Below are 13,653 nucleotides of genomic sequence, written 5' to 3'. Positions count from 1 at the left end.
CCAGGCGTTTTTTTGATCAAACGTTGTGGCTGATCGAGACCCAGTAACGACTGAAATAGCGGACGTTGATCGGCAACGAAGCCTTGAGATTGGCCAGCACTGCGTCGGTCGAATCGAGCCGGAAGGTCCCGGAGACCCGCAGATCCCGAGCGCGGCGATCACAGTGCAATACACCGCTGCGATAGCGCCCCAACTCTGTGATGACATCGCCCAGGCGCGCATCGAGAACGATCAACTGACCGCTGATCCAGGCCACTTCTGATGACTGGAAGGGATGCCTGAGGCCGATGTGCCGACTGTCGAAATCCGCGCCTTCGCCTGCGTTCAGGATGAGCGCAGCACTGGATGACTGCGCAGGTTGAACGCTGACTCGATCCTCCAGTACGCCGACCCGGGTTGAGTTCCGCATCTGATGCACCGAGAACCGGGTGCCTAATGCATGGATCCGCCCGTCACGGGTTTGCACATAGAACGGCCGCTGATCGCCAAGCTTGCCGGTTTGGACGAGGATTTCACCGGCACGCAGTTGGATCAGGCGTTGTGCTGCATCGAAAGAGACATCAATGGCCGAGTCGGTGTTGAGCTGGACCTGGCTGCCATCGGCCAGGCTGATGGTGCGACGCTGACCTACACCGGTTTTATAGTCGGCCCAGACGTTGCCGAGGCAGGTGTGGCGTTGAACGTTCCAGCCAACGAAACCTGTTCCCGCCGCAAGCAACAGCAGTTTGAGTACCTGGCGTCTTTGTTGGCCGCTATTGAGCGCACGTCGTTTCAGATCCTGCGGCAGCGTACCGAGGTGGCGCTGTAATTGTTCCATCTGGTTCCACGCCGCCAGATGCGCCGGATCGCTGTCTATCCACAACTGCCAGGCTTTCTGTTCGGCAGGGCTCGGTGGCTGGGATTGAAACTGCACATACCAGCTGGCGGCAGTTTCGAAGACCTGACGGTCTGCAGCGACGGCCATCATGGTTGCGCCATGATCAGCGCGCATTCAGTCAGGGCGCGAACCATGTGTTTTTTCACTGTGGTCAGCGAAACCTCCAATTGCACAGCGATCTGTTGATAAGTCAGTCCGTCGACTTGCGAAAGCATGAAGATCTGCCGTGTGCGCGTGCCCAATCCGGTCAATGCTTTATCCACAGCAACCAGGGTTTCAATGATCAGCGCTCTGTCTTCTTCGCTGACGGTCGTCGCTTCCGGCCGAGCTGCGAGGGCCTGCAGATAAGCGCTTTCAATGGCCCTGCGTCTATAACGATCGATGACCAGCCCGCGTGCAATGGTCGTCAGGTAATCCCTCGGCTCACGAATATGAGCTGCATTGCGCGCCGTCAGAACTCGCAAAAACGTGTCATGCGCCACATCGGCTGCATCGCAGGCGTTGTGCAGTCTGCCCTTGAGCCAACCATATAGCCACGAATGATGTTGCTCGTAGATTCGCTCGATCGCAGCGGTGTGGGCGGGTAGGGACATGGGAAAACTGACGAGTTAATGATAATGGCTATTATTAGCCTCTGTTACGTCCTCTCACAATAGCCTTTTCATTTTCCTGCCCTTGGCTTGCCAAGCGTCACCGATCCTTCGCTGGCGCTTTTTTTGCGTCCGGAAAAAGCCTTGTTGGCGCTTTTCTGTGGATTAAGCCCTGTGAATAACTGCCACTGAGGGCAGTTGATAAATGGGGTTGAAAACTGAATATAACCGGCACTGTGGATAACCACCCTATTCATCCACAGGCTTAAACTGGTTATCCAATGGCCTCATTGCCACATGAGCACAGAGTTTTGAATCTCTGTACACCTTGAAAAATAAGGCATGTAGCGATCTATCCACAGAAAGGTGGTTCAGTAAGAATAAACATAAAAACAAAGGTTTTATAAATTTCTCTCTTTTTTATTCTTTTAACCTCGAGTTCTCCACAGCTGGTTAAATTTTGTGCAAAGGGTTCTTTAGAAAGGGCGAAGTCCCTATACTTGCCGACCAGGTCCAGAAACCTGGTTTCAATATTTCCTGAATGACCTACTTAAGCAGGCACGAGGTGCGTGGTGGATTTCCCTTCCCGTTTTGAAGTGATCGTCATCGGCGGCGGTCATGCCGGTACCGAGGCAGCACTGGCGTCAGCACGCATGGGGGCAAAAACCCTGTTGCTGACGCATAACGTGGAAACCCTCGGTGCCATGAGCTGTAACCCGGCCATCGGCGGCATCGGCAAAAGCCACCTGGTCAAGGAAATCGACGCCCTCGGCGGCGCGATGGCCATGGCTACCGATAAGGGCGGCATCCAGTTTCGCGTGTTGAACAGCCGCAAGGGTCCGGCCGTACGGGCCACCCGTGCACAAGCCGACCGGATTCTCTACAAGGCAGCTGTTCGCGAAATCCTGGAAAACCAGCCGAACCTGTGGATATTTCAACAGGCTGCTGACGACCTGATCGTCGAGCAGGAGCAAGTCCGTGGTGTGGTTACACAGATGGGGCTGCGTTTCTTCGCCGATTCCGTGGTGTTGACCACCGGTACCTTCCTCGGCGGACTTATCCACATCGGTTTGCAGAATTTCTCCGGCGGTCGCGCCGGTGATCCACCGTCGATTGCTCTGGCCCACCGTCTGCGTGAGTTGCCATTGCGTGTCGGGCGCCTGAAAACCGGTACACCGCCGCGTATTGATGGCAAATCTGTGGATTTCTCGGTGATGACCGAGCAGCCGGGTGACACTCCGATCCCGGTGATGTCGTTCATGGGCAGCAAGGAGCAGCATCCGCGCCAGGTCAGTTGCTGGATTACCCATACCAATGCGCGTACCCACGAAATCATCGCGGCGAACCTCGATCGTTCGCCGATGTATTCCGCTGCCGGGGAGATCGAAGGCGTCGGCCCGCGTTATTGCCCGTCGATCGAAGACAAGATTCATCGCTTTGCCGACAAGGAAAGCCATCAGGTGTTCATCGAACCGGAAGGTCTGACCACCCATGAGCTGTATCCGAACGGGATATCCACAAGCCTGCCGTTCGACGTGCAATTGCAGATCGTGCAATCGATCCGCGGCATGGAAAACGCACACATCGTGCGTCCGGGTTATGCGATCGAGTACGACTACTTCGATCCGCGCGACCTGAAGTACAGCCTGGAAACCAAAGTCATCGGCGGTCTGTTTTTCGCCGGGCAGATCAACGGCACCACCGGTTACGAAGAAGCTGGCGCTCAAGGGCTGCTCGCCGGGGCCAACGCTGCACTGCGCGCGAAGGGCAAAGAAGCCTGGTGTCCGCGCCGCGATGAAGCGTACATCGGCGTTCTGGTCGACGACCTGATCACCCTCGGCACCCAAGAGCCGTACCGCATGTTCACGTCCCGAGCCGAGTACCGCCTGATTCTGCGCGAAGACAACGCCGACCTGCGTCTTACCGAAAAAGGTCGCGAGCTCGGTCTGGTCGATGACGCGCGCTGGGCGGCCTTCTGCAAGAAACGCGAAAGCATCGAGCTTGAAGAACAGCGCCTGAAAAGCACTTGGGTGCGGCCGAACACCCCGCAGGGCGATGCGATTGCCGAGAAATTCGGCACGCCGCTGACCCACGAATACAACTTGCTCAACCTGTTGAGCCGTCCGGAAATCGATTACGCCGGTCTGGTCGAAGTGACCGGGCAGGGCGCCGAAGATCCACAGGTCGCCGAGCAGGTCGAGATCAAGACCAAATACGCCGGTTACATCGACCGCCAACAGGACGAGATCGCCCGTCTGCGCGCCAGCGAAGACACGAAATTGCCTGTGGATATCGATTACACCAACATCTCCGGTCTGTCCAAAGAGATCCAGAGCAAGCTCGGCGCCACACGTCCCGAAACGCTGGGCCAGGCTTCGCGGATCCCGGGCGTGACCCCGGCAGCGATTTCGCTGTTGATGATTCATTTGAAAAAACGCGGCGCGGGCCGTCAGTTGGAGCAAAGCGCTTGAGTGCCAAGGTCACTTCGCAACACGCCGAAGAGTTATCCACAGGAGCCCGCGAGCTCGGTGTCAATCTCACAGAAACCCAGCACGAATTGCTGCTGGGTTATCTGGCCCTGTTGATCAAATGGAACCAGGCCTACAACCTGACCGCCGTGCGCGATCCTGATGAAATGGTTTCGCGGCACTTGCTCGATAGTCTCAGCGTGATGTCGTTTATCGAAAACGGTCGCTGGCTCGATGTCGGCAGTGGCGGTGGCATGCCTGGTATCCCGCTGGCGATCCTGTATCCGGACTCGCAGGTGACCTGTCTGGACAGCAACGGCAAGAAAACCCGCTTCCTGACTCAGGTCAAACTGGAGCTGAAGCTGGATAACCTGCAAGTTATCCACAGTCGCGTCGAAGCCTTCCAGCCTGCGCAGCCATTCAACGGGATCATTTCCCGGGCATTCAGCAGCATGGAAAACTTCACCAACTGGACTCGCCACTTGGGCGATGCCGATACACGCTGGCTGGCAATGAAGGGCGTTCATCCGGCCGATGAGCTGGTAGCATTGCCGGCAGATTTCAAACTCGATAGCGAACACGCCCTGGCCGTCCCCGGTTGCCAAGGCCAACGCCATCTGCTGATACTGCGCCGCACGGCATGATTGGGAACACAAGCAAGAATGGCTAAGGTATTCGCGATAGCGAACCAGAAGGGTGGTGTGGGCAAAACCACCACCTGCATCAACCTCGCAGCATCCCTGGTCGCGACCAAGCGCCGGGTGCTGTTGATCGATCTCGATCCACAGGGCAACGCCACCATGGGTAGCGGTGTGGATAAACATGGTCTGGAAAACTCGGTCTACGATCTGCTGATCGGTGAATGCGACCTCGGCCAGGCCATGCACTTCTCCGAGCACGGCGGTTATCAACTGCTGCCGGCCAACCGCGATCTGACCGCGGCCGAAGTGGTGCTGCTGGAAATGCAGATGAAGGAAAGCCGTCTGCGCAGCGCGCTGGCGCCGATCCGTGACAACTACGATTACATTCTGATCGACTGCCCACCGTCGCTGTCGATGCTCACACTCAATGCACTGGTCGCCGCTGACGGGGTGATTATTCCCATGCAGTGCGAATACTTTGCGCTGGAAGGTTTGAGCGACCTTGTGGATAACATCAAGCGCATCGCTGAACTGCTCAATCCGAACCTGAAAGTTGAAGGCCTGCTGCGGACCATGTACGACCCGCGCCTGAGCCTGATGAACGATGTTTCGGCGCAGCTCAAGGAGCACTTCGGCGATCAGCTGTACGACACGGTGATCCCGCGCAACATCCGCCTGGCCGAAGCACCGAGCTACGGCATGCCGGCGCTGGCTTACGACAAGCAATCGCGTGGCGCTCTGGCCTATCTGGCTCTGGCGGGCGAGATGGTTCGTCGTCAGCGCAAAAATTCACGCATTGCTGCTGCTCAGCCAACTTAAGGAATCCCCATGGCCGTCAAGAAACGAGGTCTCGGACGTGGACTGGATGCACTGCTGAGTGGTCCGACGGTCAGCGCGCTGGAAGAACAAGCCGCGCAGGCCGACACCCGCGAACTGCAACACTTGCCGCTGGACCTGCTGCAGCGCGGCAAATATCAGCCGCGCCGCGACATGGACCCGCAGGCCCTGGAAGAGCTGGCGCAGTCGATCAAGGCTCAGGGCGTGATGCAGCCGATCGTGGTACGCCCGATTGGCGGCGGTCGTTTTGAGATCATTGCCGGTGAACGCCGCTGGCGCGCCAGTCAGCAGGCCGGGCAGGAAACCATCCCGGCGATGGTCCGCGATGTGCCGGATGAAACCGCCATTGCGATTGCGCTGATCGAGAACATCCAGCGCGAAGATCTCAATCCGATCGAAGAAGCGGTGGCCCTGCAGCGCTTGCAGCAGGAATTCCAGCTGACTCAGCAGCAGGTCGCCGAGGCTGTGGGTAAGTCGCGGGTGACTGTGGCTAACCTGTTGCGACTTATTGCACTGCCTGAAGTGATCAAGACGATGCTGTCGCACGGTGACCTGGAAATGGGTCACGCGCGTGCCTTGCTCGGTCTGCCGGACAATCAGCAGGTCGAAGGGGCGCGACACGTTGTCGCACGAGGGCTGACTGTGCGCCAAACCGAGGCACTGGTTCGCCAGTGGTTGAGTGGCAAACCGGAGCCTGTGGAAGCTGCAAAACCCGACCCGGACATCGCTCGCCTCGAGCAGCGTCTGGCCGAGCGCCTAGGCTCTGCGGTGCAGATTCGCCATGGCAAGAAGGGCAAGGGCCAATTGGTGATTGGTTATAACTCGCTCGACGAGCTTCAAGGTGTGCTCGCACACATCCGCTGAAACATTTCCTCATGTAGCGCGCAGTCGGAAATCACTACCTGACAGTTGAATAGGGGCAGAACCGCCCCTATACTCTGCGCGCATTTTGTCGGCACAAATTATGCCAAGTTATTGAATTTCGGCAGCCGACCATTGGAGAGCAACTGTGATGGAAACCCGCACGCCAAACCGCTTGCCTTTCCATCGCCTGGCGGTTTTTCCGGTGTTGATGGCTCAATTTGTCATTCTGCTCATTGCCGCTTTGGCGCTCTGGCAATGGCATGGAGTCGTTGCCGGATACTCGGGACTTTGCGGAGGCCTGATAGCCTTGCTGCCCAATGTTTATTTCGCTCACAGGGCATTTCGGTTTTCCGGCGCCCGAGCAGCCCAGTCCATCGTCCGGTCTTTTTATGCCGGCGAGGCAGGCAAACTTATTTTGACGGCAGTGCTGTTTGCACTGGTGTTCGCAGGTGTGAAGCCACTGGCGCCGATCGCAGTATTCGGCGTGTTCGTGCTGACGCAGTCGGTCAGCTGGTTCGCTCCCCTGCTGATGAGAACAAGACTTTCGAGACCTTAGGGCGTTTGAGGCAACCATGGCAGAGACAACCGCTTCGGGCTATATCCAGCACCACTTGCAGAACCTGACTTTCGGTCAGCTACCCAACGGCGGCTGGGGCTTTGCCCACACCGCAGCAGAGGCCAAGGAAATGGGCTTCTGGGCTTTCCACGTCGATACCCTCGGCTGGTCGGTCGCGCTGGGTCTGATCTTCGTTCTTCTTTTCCGCATGGCGGCGAAGAAAGCGACGTCGGGTCAGCCGGGTGCCTTGCAGAACTTCGTTGAAGTATTGGTCGAATTCGTCGATGGCAGCGTGAAAGACAGCTTCCATGGCCGTAGCCCGGTGATTGCACCGCTGGCGCTGACCATCTTCGTCTGGGTGTTCCTGATGAACGCCGTCGACCTGGTACCGGTCGACTGGATTCCTCAGCTGGCCATCCTGATCTCCGGCGATGCCCACATCCCGTTCCGCGCCGTGTCGACCACCGACCCGAACGCGACTCTGGGCATGGCGTTCTCGGTGTTCGCACTGATCATTTTCTACAGCATCAAGGTCAAGGGCATCGGCGGCTTCATCGGCGAACTGACCCTGCACCCGTTCGGCAGCAAGAACATCTTCGTTCAGGCCCTGCTGATCCCGGTGAACTTCCTGCTGGAATTCGTCACCCTGATCGCCAAGCCGATCTCTCTGGCTCTGCGTCTGTTCGGCAACATGTATGCCGGCGAGCTGGTGTTCATTCTGATCGCTGTGATGTTCGGCAGCGGCCTGCTCTGGCTCAGCGGCCTGGGCGTTGTTCTGCAGTGGGCGTGGGCTGTATTCCACATCCTGATCATCACCCTGCAGGCGTTCATCTTCATGATGCTGACCATCGTCTACCTGTCGATGGCGCACGAAGAAAACCATTAAGACCAGTCTCGACTAGTCTGATGTTCCTCCCGGTCAAACGGGAGGGAGCTCCTTGCGGGGCAGCTGAAACGATTTGTTTTACCGCTTTAATCTAAAAAACCTAAACCATACGACGTAAAAGTCGGGAGGAAAGATGGAAACTGTAGTTGGTCTAACCGCTATCGCTGTTGCACTGTTGATCGGCCTGGGCGCACTGGGTACCGCAATTGGTTTCGGCCTGCTGGGCGGCAAGTTCCTGGAAGGCGCAGCGCGTCAGCCAGAAATGGTTCCAATGCTGCAAGTGAAAATGTTCATCGTTGCCGGTCTGCTCGACGCCGTAACCATGATCGGTGTTGGTATCGCTCTGTTCTTCACCTTTGCGAACCCGTTCGTTGGTCAGATCGCTGGCTGATTACTCGGATCTTCCGGGTAATTTGGTGTGATGGACAACGTAACTGCGAGGTGTTGGCGTGAACATTAATGCGACCCTGATTGGCCAGTCCGTTGCGTTCCTGATTTTTGTACTGTTCTGCATGAAGTATGTATGGCCTCCGGTCATCGCTGCTCTGCACGAACGTCAAAAGAAGATCGCTGATGGTCTGGACGCTGCCAGCCGTGCAGCTCGCGACCTGGAGTTGGCCCAAGAGAAAGCGGGTCAGCAACTGCGCGAAGCGAAAGCTCAGGCAGCTGAAATCATCGAGCAAGCCAAGAAACGCGGTAACCAGATCGTCGAAGAGGCTGTTGAAAAAGCCCGTATCGACGCTGACCGTGTGAAGGTTCAGGCTCAAGCCGAGATCGAACAGGAACTGAACAGCGTCAAAGACAAGCTGCGTGCCCAAGTGGGCTTGCTGGCTGTCGGCGGCGCCGAGAAGATCCTGGGTGCCACAATCGATCAAAACGCGCACGCAGAGCTGGTTAACCAACTGGCTGCTGAAATCTAAGCGAGGGCGATCATGGCAGAACTGACCACGTTGGCCCGACCTTACGCTAAGGCGGCCTTCGAGCACGCTCAGGCCCACCAGCAACTGGCCAATTGGTCAGCCATGCTCGGCCTGGCAGCAGCGGTGTCGCAAGACGACACCCTGCAGCGCGTGCTCAAGGCCCCGCGACTGACGAGCGCAGAAAAGGCCGCCACGTTCATTGACGTGTGCGGCGACAAGTTTGATGAAAAGGCACGCAATTTCATCAACGTCGTTGCCGAGAACGACCGTCTCCTGCTTCTGCCGGAGATCGCCGCTCTGTTCGACCTGTACAAGGCCGAACAAGAGAAATCGGTAGACGTTGAAGTAACCAGTGCATTTGCATTGAACCAAGAACAGCAAGACAAACTCGCCAAGGTTCTCAGTGCACGACTCAACCGGGAAGTGCGCCTGCAAGTTGCGGAGGACGCTGCCTTGATTGGTGGTGTCGTGATCCGCGCCGGCGACCTGGTTATCGATGGCTCGATTCGCGGCAAAATCGCGAAACTTGCCGAAGCATTGAAATCTTGAGTTTGAAGGGGCAGCAGAGCAATGCAGCAACTCAATCCTTCCGAAATAAGTGAAATTATCAAGGGCCGCATCGACAAGCTCGATGTGACCTCCCAAGCCCGTAACGAAGGCACTGTCGTCAGCGTATCTGACGGCATCGTGCGGATTCACGGTCTGGCCGACGTCATGTACGGCGAGATGATCGAGTTTCCGGGCGGCGTCTACGGTATGGCCCTCAACCTGGAGCAGGACTCCGTAGGTGCCGTGGTATTGGGCTCCTACCAGTCGCTGGCTGAAGGCATGAGCGCCAAGTGCACCGGCCGCATCCTCGAAGTTCCTGTTGGTAAGGAATTGCTGGGCCGCGTAGTCGATGCTCTGGGTAACCCTGTTGACGGCAAAGGTCCACTGGGCAACACCGAGACCGACGCGGTCGAGAAAGTTGCTCCAGGCGTGATCTGGCGTAAGTCGGTAGACCAGCCTGTACAGACTGGCTACAAGGCTGTCGATGCCATGATCCCTGTCGGCCGTGGCCAGCGTGAGCTGATCATCGGTGACCGTCAGATCGGTAAAACCGCTCTGGCGATCGACGCGATCATCAACCAGAAAGACAGCGGCATTTTCTGCGTCTACGTAGCCATCGGTCAGAAGCAATCGACCATCGCCAACGTGGTTCGCAAGCTGGAAGAAAACGGCGCCCTGGCCAACACGATCATCGTGGCTGCCAGTGCTTCGGAATCTCCTGCGCTGCAATTCCTGGCACCGTACTCCGGTTGCACCATGGGTGAATTCTTCCGCGACCGCGGTGAAGACGCGCTGATCGTTTATGACGATCTGTCCAAGCAGGCAGTGGCTTACCGCCAGATCTCCCTGTTGCTGCGCCGTCCACCAGGCCGTGAAGCTTACCCAGGCGACGTGTTCTATCTCCACTCCCGTCTGCTGGAGCGCGCATCCCGCGTTTCGGAAGAGTACGTAGAGAAGTTCACCAACGGCGCAGTGACCGGCAAAACCGGTTCCCTGACCGCACTGCCGATCATCGAAACCCAGGCTGGCGACGTTTCCGCGTTCGTTCCGACCAACGTGATTTCCATCACCGACGGTCAGATCTTCCTGGAATCGGCCATGTTCAACTCGGGCATCCGCCCTGCAGTGAACGCCGGTGTTTCGGTATCCCGTGTGGGTGGTGCCGCTCAGACCAAGATCATCAAGAAGCTCTCCGGTGGTATCCGTACCGCTCTGGCTCAGTACCGTGAACTGGCGGCATTCGCCCAGTTCGCTTCTGACCTGGACGAAGCGACCCGCAAGCAACTTGAGCATGGTCAGCGCGTTACCGAGCTGATGAAGCAGAAGCAATACGCACCAATGTCGATCGCTGACATGGCGCTGTCGCTGTATGCCGCTGAGCGTGGGTTCCTGACTGACATTGAAATCGCCAAGGTCGGCAGCTTCGAGCAAGCGCTGATTGCTTTCTTCAACCGCGATCACGCCGATTTGATGGCCAAGATCAACGTTAAAGGTGACTTCAATGACGAAATCGACGCTGGCATGAAAGCCGGTATCGAGAAGTTCAAGGCCACCCAAACCTGGTAAGCCGCAGCGGGAGCCGCGAGGCTCCCGCTTGCTAACCTGATAGGTGTTACATGGCAGGCGCAAAAGAGATTCGCAGTAAGATTGCGAGCATCAAAAGCACGCAAAAGATTACCAGCGCCATGGAAAAAGTGGCGGTCAGCAAAATGCGCAAGGCACAAATGCGCATGGCTGCTAGCCGTCCTTATGCGGAGCGTATCCGCCAGGTAATTGGGCATCTGGCCAACGCCAACCCGGAATACCGCCACCCGTTCATGATCGACCGCGAAATCAAGCGCGTCGGTTATGTCGTCGTGAGCAGTGACCGTGGTCTGTGCGGCGGCTTGAACACCAACCTGTTCAAGGCCCTGGTCAAGGACATGGCGGTAAACCGCGAAAACGGCGTCGAGATTGATCTGTGTGTAGTCGGTAGCAAGGGTGCGGCCTTTTTCCGCAACTTCGGCGGTAACGTCGTTGCAGCTATCAGCCACCTGGGTGAAGAGCCGTCGATCAATGACCTGATCGGCAGCGTCAAGGTGATGCTGGATGCCTACCTGGACGGCCGTATCGACCGCCTGTCCGTGGTGTCCAACAAGTTCATCAACACCATGACGCAACAGCCTACCGTGGAGCAGTTGATTCCACTGGTGGCAACCCCGGATCAGGATCTCAAGCACCACTGGGACTATCTCTACGAACCGGACGCCAAAGAGCTGCTTGACGGCTTGATGGTCCGTTACGTCGAGTCGCAGGTCTACCAGGCGGTGGTCGAGAACAACGCGGCTGAACAGGCTGCGCGGATGATCGCGATGAAGAACGCTACCGACAACGCCGGTGATTTGATCAGCGATTTGCAGCTGATCTACAACAAGGCGCGTCAGGCTGCGATCACCCAAGAGATCTCGGAAATCGTCGGCGGCGCTGCCGCGGTTTAACGGTTCAAATATTCAGAGGATCCAGCTATGAGTAGCGGACGTATCGTTCAAATCATCGGCGCCGTTATCGACGTGGAATTTCCACGCGACAGCGTACCGAGCATCTACAACGCGCTGACTGTACAAAGCGCGGCCGCAACCACCCTGGAAGTTCAGCAGCAGCTGGGCGACGGCGTGGTGCGTACCATTGCGATGGGTTCCACCGAGGGCTTGAAGCGCGGTCTGGAAGTCACCGACTCTGGCGCAGCCATCTCCGTACCGGTCGGTAAAGCGACCCTGGGCCGGATCATGGACGTCCTCGGTAACCCGATCGACGAAGCTGGCCCGATCGACACCGAAGAGCGCTGGGGCATTCACCGCGCAGCACCTTCGTTCGCCGAGCAAGCAGGCGGCAACGACCTGCTGGAAACCGGCATCAAGGTTATCGACCTGGTCTGCCCGTTCGCCAAGGGCGGTAAAGTCGGTCTGTTCGGTGGTGCCGGTGTAGGCAAAACCGTAAACATGATGGAACTGATCCGTAACATCGCCATCGAGCACAGCGGTTATTCCGTGTTCGCCGGTGTGGGTGAGCGTACTCGTGAGGGTAACGACTTCTACCACGAGATGAAGGACTCCAACGTTCTGGACAAAGTGGCACTGGTTTACGGTCAGATGAACGAGCCGCCGGGAAACCGTCTGCGCGTAGCACTGACTGGCCTGACCATGGCCGAGAAGTTCCGTGACGAAGGTAACGACGTTCTGCTGTTCGTCGACAACATCTATCGTTACACCCTGGCCGGTACTGAAGTATCCGCACTGCTGGGCCGTATGCCTTCGGCAGTAGGTTACCAGCCGACCCTGGCTGAAGAGATGGGCGTTCTGCAGGAACGTATCACTTCGACCAAGGAAGGTTCGATCACCTCGATCCAAGCGGTATACGTACCTGCGGACGACTTGACCGACCCGTCGCCAGCGACCACCTTCGCCCACTTGGACGCCACCGTCGTTCTGTCCCGTGACATTGCTTCCCTGGGTATCTACCCAGCGGTAGATCCACTGGATTCGACTTCGCGCCAGCTGGACCCGAACGTGATCGGTCAGGACCACTACGACACCGCTCGCGGCGTTCAGTATGTTCTGCAGCGTTACAAAGAGCTGAAAGACATCATCGCGATCCTGGGTATGGACGAGCTGTCGGAAGCCGACAAACAGTTGGTTAACCGTGCTCGTAAGATCCAGCGCTTCTTGTCGCAGCCGTTCTTCGTGGCTGAAGTCTTCACCGGTGCTTCGGGTAAATACGTTTCCCTGAAAGACACCATTGCTGGCTTCAAAGGCATCCTCAACGGTGACTACGACCACCTGCCAGAACAAGCGTTCTACATGGTTGGCGGCATCGAAGAAGCGATCGAGAAAGCCAAGAAACTGTAATCCCGGCGCCCGGCAACGGGCGCTAATTTAGGTTGAGGCAATCAGATGGCTATGACAGTCCATTGCGATATCGTCAGCGCGGAAGGGGAAATCTTTTCCGGCCTGGTCGAGATGGTGATTGCGCACGGTGCACTGGGTGATCTTGGTATCGCTCTGGGTCACGCGCCGCTGATCACTAATCTCAAGCCGGGTCCGATCCGCCTGATCAAGCAAGGCGGGGAAGCCGAGGTGTTCTACATCTCCGGTGGTTTCCTCGAGGTTCAGCCGAACATGGTCAAGGTACTTGCCGATACCGTGCAACGTGCCGCCGACCTGGATGAAGCTCAGGCTCAGGCAGCTCTCAAGGCTGCCGAGAATGCCCTGAACGAAAAAGGCGCGGACTTCGATTACGGCGCCGCTGCCACACGTCTGGCCGAGGCTGCAGCCCAGCTGCGCACCGTCCAGCAGATCCGCAAGAAGTTTGGCGGTTAATCCGTCAGCCGCTTATTGTGCGATTGATAAAAAAGGGTAGCCTCGGCTACCCTTTTTTCTTTTCCGAATTCCCACAAACCGGTCGCAGTTGCTGACCACCCAGGATTGGT

The 13,653-nt window shown here is 57.4% G+C and carries 15 protein-coding genes; 13 read left to right on the top strand and 2 right to left on the bottom strand.

Annotated features, from left to right (window positions below; all coding sequences use genetic code 11):
- Positions 1–16 precede the first annotated feature (16 nt).
- Positions 17–964 (bottom strand): FecR domain-containing protein, encoded by a 948-nt coding sequence (locus tag OK411_RS01195; protein ID WP_264364299.1) that lies wholly within the window; start codon positions 962–964, stop codon positions 17–19.
- Positions 964–1,470 (bottom strand): sigma-70 family RNA polymerase sigma factor, encoded by a 507-nt coding sequence (locus OK411_RS01190; RefSeq protein WP_122506312.1) that lies wholly within the window; start codon positions 1,468–1,470, stop codon positions 964–966. Before OK411_RS01190 ends, OK411_RS01195 begins: the two co-directional genes overlap by 1 nt.
- 569 nt (positions 1,471–2,039) lie before the next feature.
- On the opposite strand from OK411_RS01190, the gene mnmG reads away from it, so the two are divergent.
- The 13 genes from mnmG (at position 2,040) to OK411_RS01125 (ending at position 13,543) form a co-directional block, all read left to right on the top strand.
- Complete coding sequence (mnmG, locus tag OK411_RS01185; protein WP_123441913.1) at positions 2,040–3,938, top strand: tRNA uridine-5-carboxymethylaminomethyl(34) synthesis enzyme MnmG; 1,899 nt, start codon at positions 2,040–2,042, stop codon at positions 3,936–3,938.
- Positions 3,935–4,579 carry a 16S rRNA (guanine(527)-N(7))-methyltransferase RsmG gene (gene rsmG / locus OK411_RS01180; protein ID WP_016772399.1) on the top strand — a complete coding sequence of 215 codons (645 nt, stop codon included), beginning with the start codon at positions 3,935–3,937 and terminating at the stop codon, positions 4,577–4,579. Before mnmG ends, rsmG begins: the two co-directional genes overlap by 4 nt.
- 18 nt (positions 4,580–4,597) lie before the next feature.
- A complete protein-coding gene (locus OK411_RS01175) occupies positions 4,598–5,395 on the top strand; it encodes a ParA family protein (RefSeq protein ID WP_016772400.1) in 798 nt (265 codons plus the stop codon).
- A gap of 9 nt (positions 5,396–5,404) precedes the next feature.
- Positions 5,405–6,277 (top strand): ParB/RepB/Spo0J family partition protein, encoded by an 873-nt coding sequence (locus tag OK411_RS01170; RefSeq protein ID WP_007960777.1) that lies wholly within the window; start codon positions 5,405–5,407, stop codon positions 6,275–6,277.
- A gap of 148 nt (positions 6,278–6,425) precedes the next feature.
- Entirely contained in the window at positions 6,426–6,833 is a 408-nt protein-coding gene (locus OK411_RS01165; RefSeq protein ID WP_016772401.1) for a F0F1 ATP synthase subunit I, read from the top strand.
- Between the two features lie 16 nt (positions 6,834–6,849).
- Positions 6,850–7,719, top strand: a complete 870-nt coding sequence (gene atpB, locus OK411_RS01160) for a F0F1 ATP synthase subunit A (protein WP_016772402.1) — start codon at positions 6,850–6,852, stop codon at positions 7,717–7,719.
- Positions 7,720–7,852: 133 nt separating this feature from the next.
- The gene (gene atpE, locus OK411_RS01155; RefSeq protein ID WP_003097235.1) at positions 7,853–8,110 is read left to right on the top strand and encodes a F0F1 ATP synthase subunit C; all 258 of its coding nucleotides are present in this window, start codon (positions 7,853–7,855) and stop codon (positions 8,108–8,110) included.
- 58 nt (positions 8,111–8,168) lie between these two features.
- Positions 8,169–8,639 carry a F0F1 ATP synthase subunit B gene (locus OK411_RS01150; RefSeq protein ID WP_016772403.1) on the top strand — a complete coding sequence of 157 codons (471 nt, stop codon included), beginning with the start codon at positions 8,169–8,171 and terminating at the stop codon, positions 8,637–8,639.
- A gap of 12 nt (positions 8,640–8,651) precedes the next feature.
- On the top strand, positions 8,652–9,188 hold the full coding sequence (locus OK411_RS01145) for a F0F1 ATP synthase subunit delta (RefSeq protein WP_016772404.1): 537 nt from the start codon (positions 8,652–8,654) through the stop codon (positions 9,186–9,188).
- 21 nt (positions 9,189–9,209) lie between these two features.
- The gene (gene atpA / locus OK411_RS01140; protein WP_016772405.1) at positions 9,210–10,754 is read left to right on the top strand and encodes a F0F1 ATP synthase subunit alpha; all 1,545 of its coding nucleotides are present in this window, start codon (positions 9,210–9,212) and stop codon (positions 10,752–10,754) included.
- 50 nt (positions 10,755–10,804) lie between these two features.
- A complete protein-coding gene (atpG, locus tag OK411_RS01135) occupies positions 10,805–11,665 on the top strand; it encodes a F0F1 ATP synthase subunit gamma (RefSeq protein ID WP_007911960.1) in 861 nt (286 codons plus the stop codon).
- Between the two features lie 27 nt (positions 11,666–11,692).
- Complete coding sequence (gene atpD, locus OK411_RS01130; RefSeq protein ID WP_016772406.1) at positions 11,693–13,072, top strand: F0F1 ATP synthase subunit beta; 1,380 nt, start codon at positions 11,693–11,695, stop codon at positions 13,070–13,072.
- A gap of 45 nt (positions 13,073–13,117) precedes the next feature.
- The gene (locus tag OK411_RS01125) at positions 13,118–13,543 is read left to right on the top strand and encodes a F0F1 ATP synthase subunit epsilon (protein WP_016772407.1); all 426 of its coding nucleotides are present in this window, start codon (positions 13,118–13,120) and stop codon (positions 13,541–13,543) included.
- The last annotated feature ends 110 nt before the right edge of the window (positions 13,544–13,653 follow it).

The sequence above is a fragment of the Pseudomonas sp. RG1 genome (assembly GCF_025910115.1).
Classification (GTDB): Bacteria; Pseudomonadota; Gammaproteobacteria; order Pseudomonadales; family Pseudomonadaceae; genus Aquipseudomonas; species Aquipseudomonas atacamensis.
The sequence above is the reverse complement of the archived record's forward strand: the minus strand, read 5'-3'. Positions and strand labels throughout refer to the sequence as shown.

Excerpts from the sequence above, each read along its gene's own strand:
- OK411_RS01195 (WP_264364299.1), bottom strand. The coding sequence starts at position 964 with ATGGCCGTCGCTGCAGACCGTCAGGTCTTCGAAACTGCCGCCAGCTGG.
- OK411_RS01190 (WP_122506312.1), bottom strand. The coding sequence starts at position 1,470 with ATGTCCCTACCCGCCCACACCGCTGCGATCGAGCGAATCTACGAGCAA.
- OK411_RS01175 (WP_016772400.1), top strand. The coding sequence starts at position 4,598 with ATGGCTAAGGTATTCGCGATAGCGAACCAGAAGGGTGGTGTGGGCAAA.
- OK411_RS01170 (WP_007960777.1), top strand. The coding sequence starts at position 5,405 with ATGGCCGTCAAGAAACGAGGTCTCGGACGTGGACTGGATGCACTGCTG.
- OK411_RS01165 (WP_016772401.1), top strand. The coding sequence starts at position 6,426 with ATGGAAACCCGCACGCCAAACCGCTTGCCTTTCCATCGCCTGGCGGTT.
- atpB (WP_016772402.1), top strand. The coding sequence starts at position 6,850 with ATGGCAGAGACAACCGCTTCGGGCTATATCCAGCACCACTTGCAGAAC.
- atpE (WP_003097235.1), top strand. The coding sequence starts at position 7,853 with ATGGAAACTGTAGTTGGTCTAACCGCTATCGCTGTTGCACTGTTGATC.
- OK411_RS01145 (WP_016772404.1), top strand. The coding sequence starts at position 8,652 with ATGGCAGAACTGACCACGTTGGCCCGACCTTACGCTAAGGCGGCCTTC.
- atpA (WP_016772405.1), top strand. The coding sequence starts at position 9,210 with ATGCAGCAACTCAATCCTTCCGAAATAAGTGAAATTATCAAGGGCCGC.
- atpG (WP_007911960.1), top strand. The coding sequence starts at position 10,805 with ATGGCAGGCGCAAAAGAGATTCGCAGTAAGATTGCGAGCATCAAAAGC.
- atpD (WP_016772406.1), top strand. The coding sequence starts at position 11,693 with ATGAGTAGCGGACGTATCGTTCAAATCATCGGCGCCGTTATCGACGTG.
- OK411_RS01125 (WP_016772407.1), top strand. The coding sequence starts at position 13,118 with ATGGCTATGACAGTCCATTGCGATATCGTCAGCGCGGAAGGGGAAATC.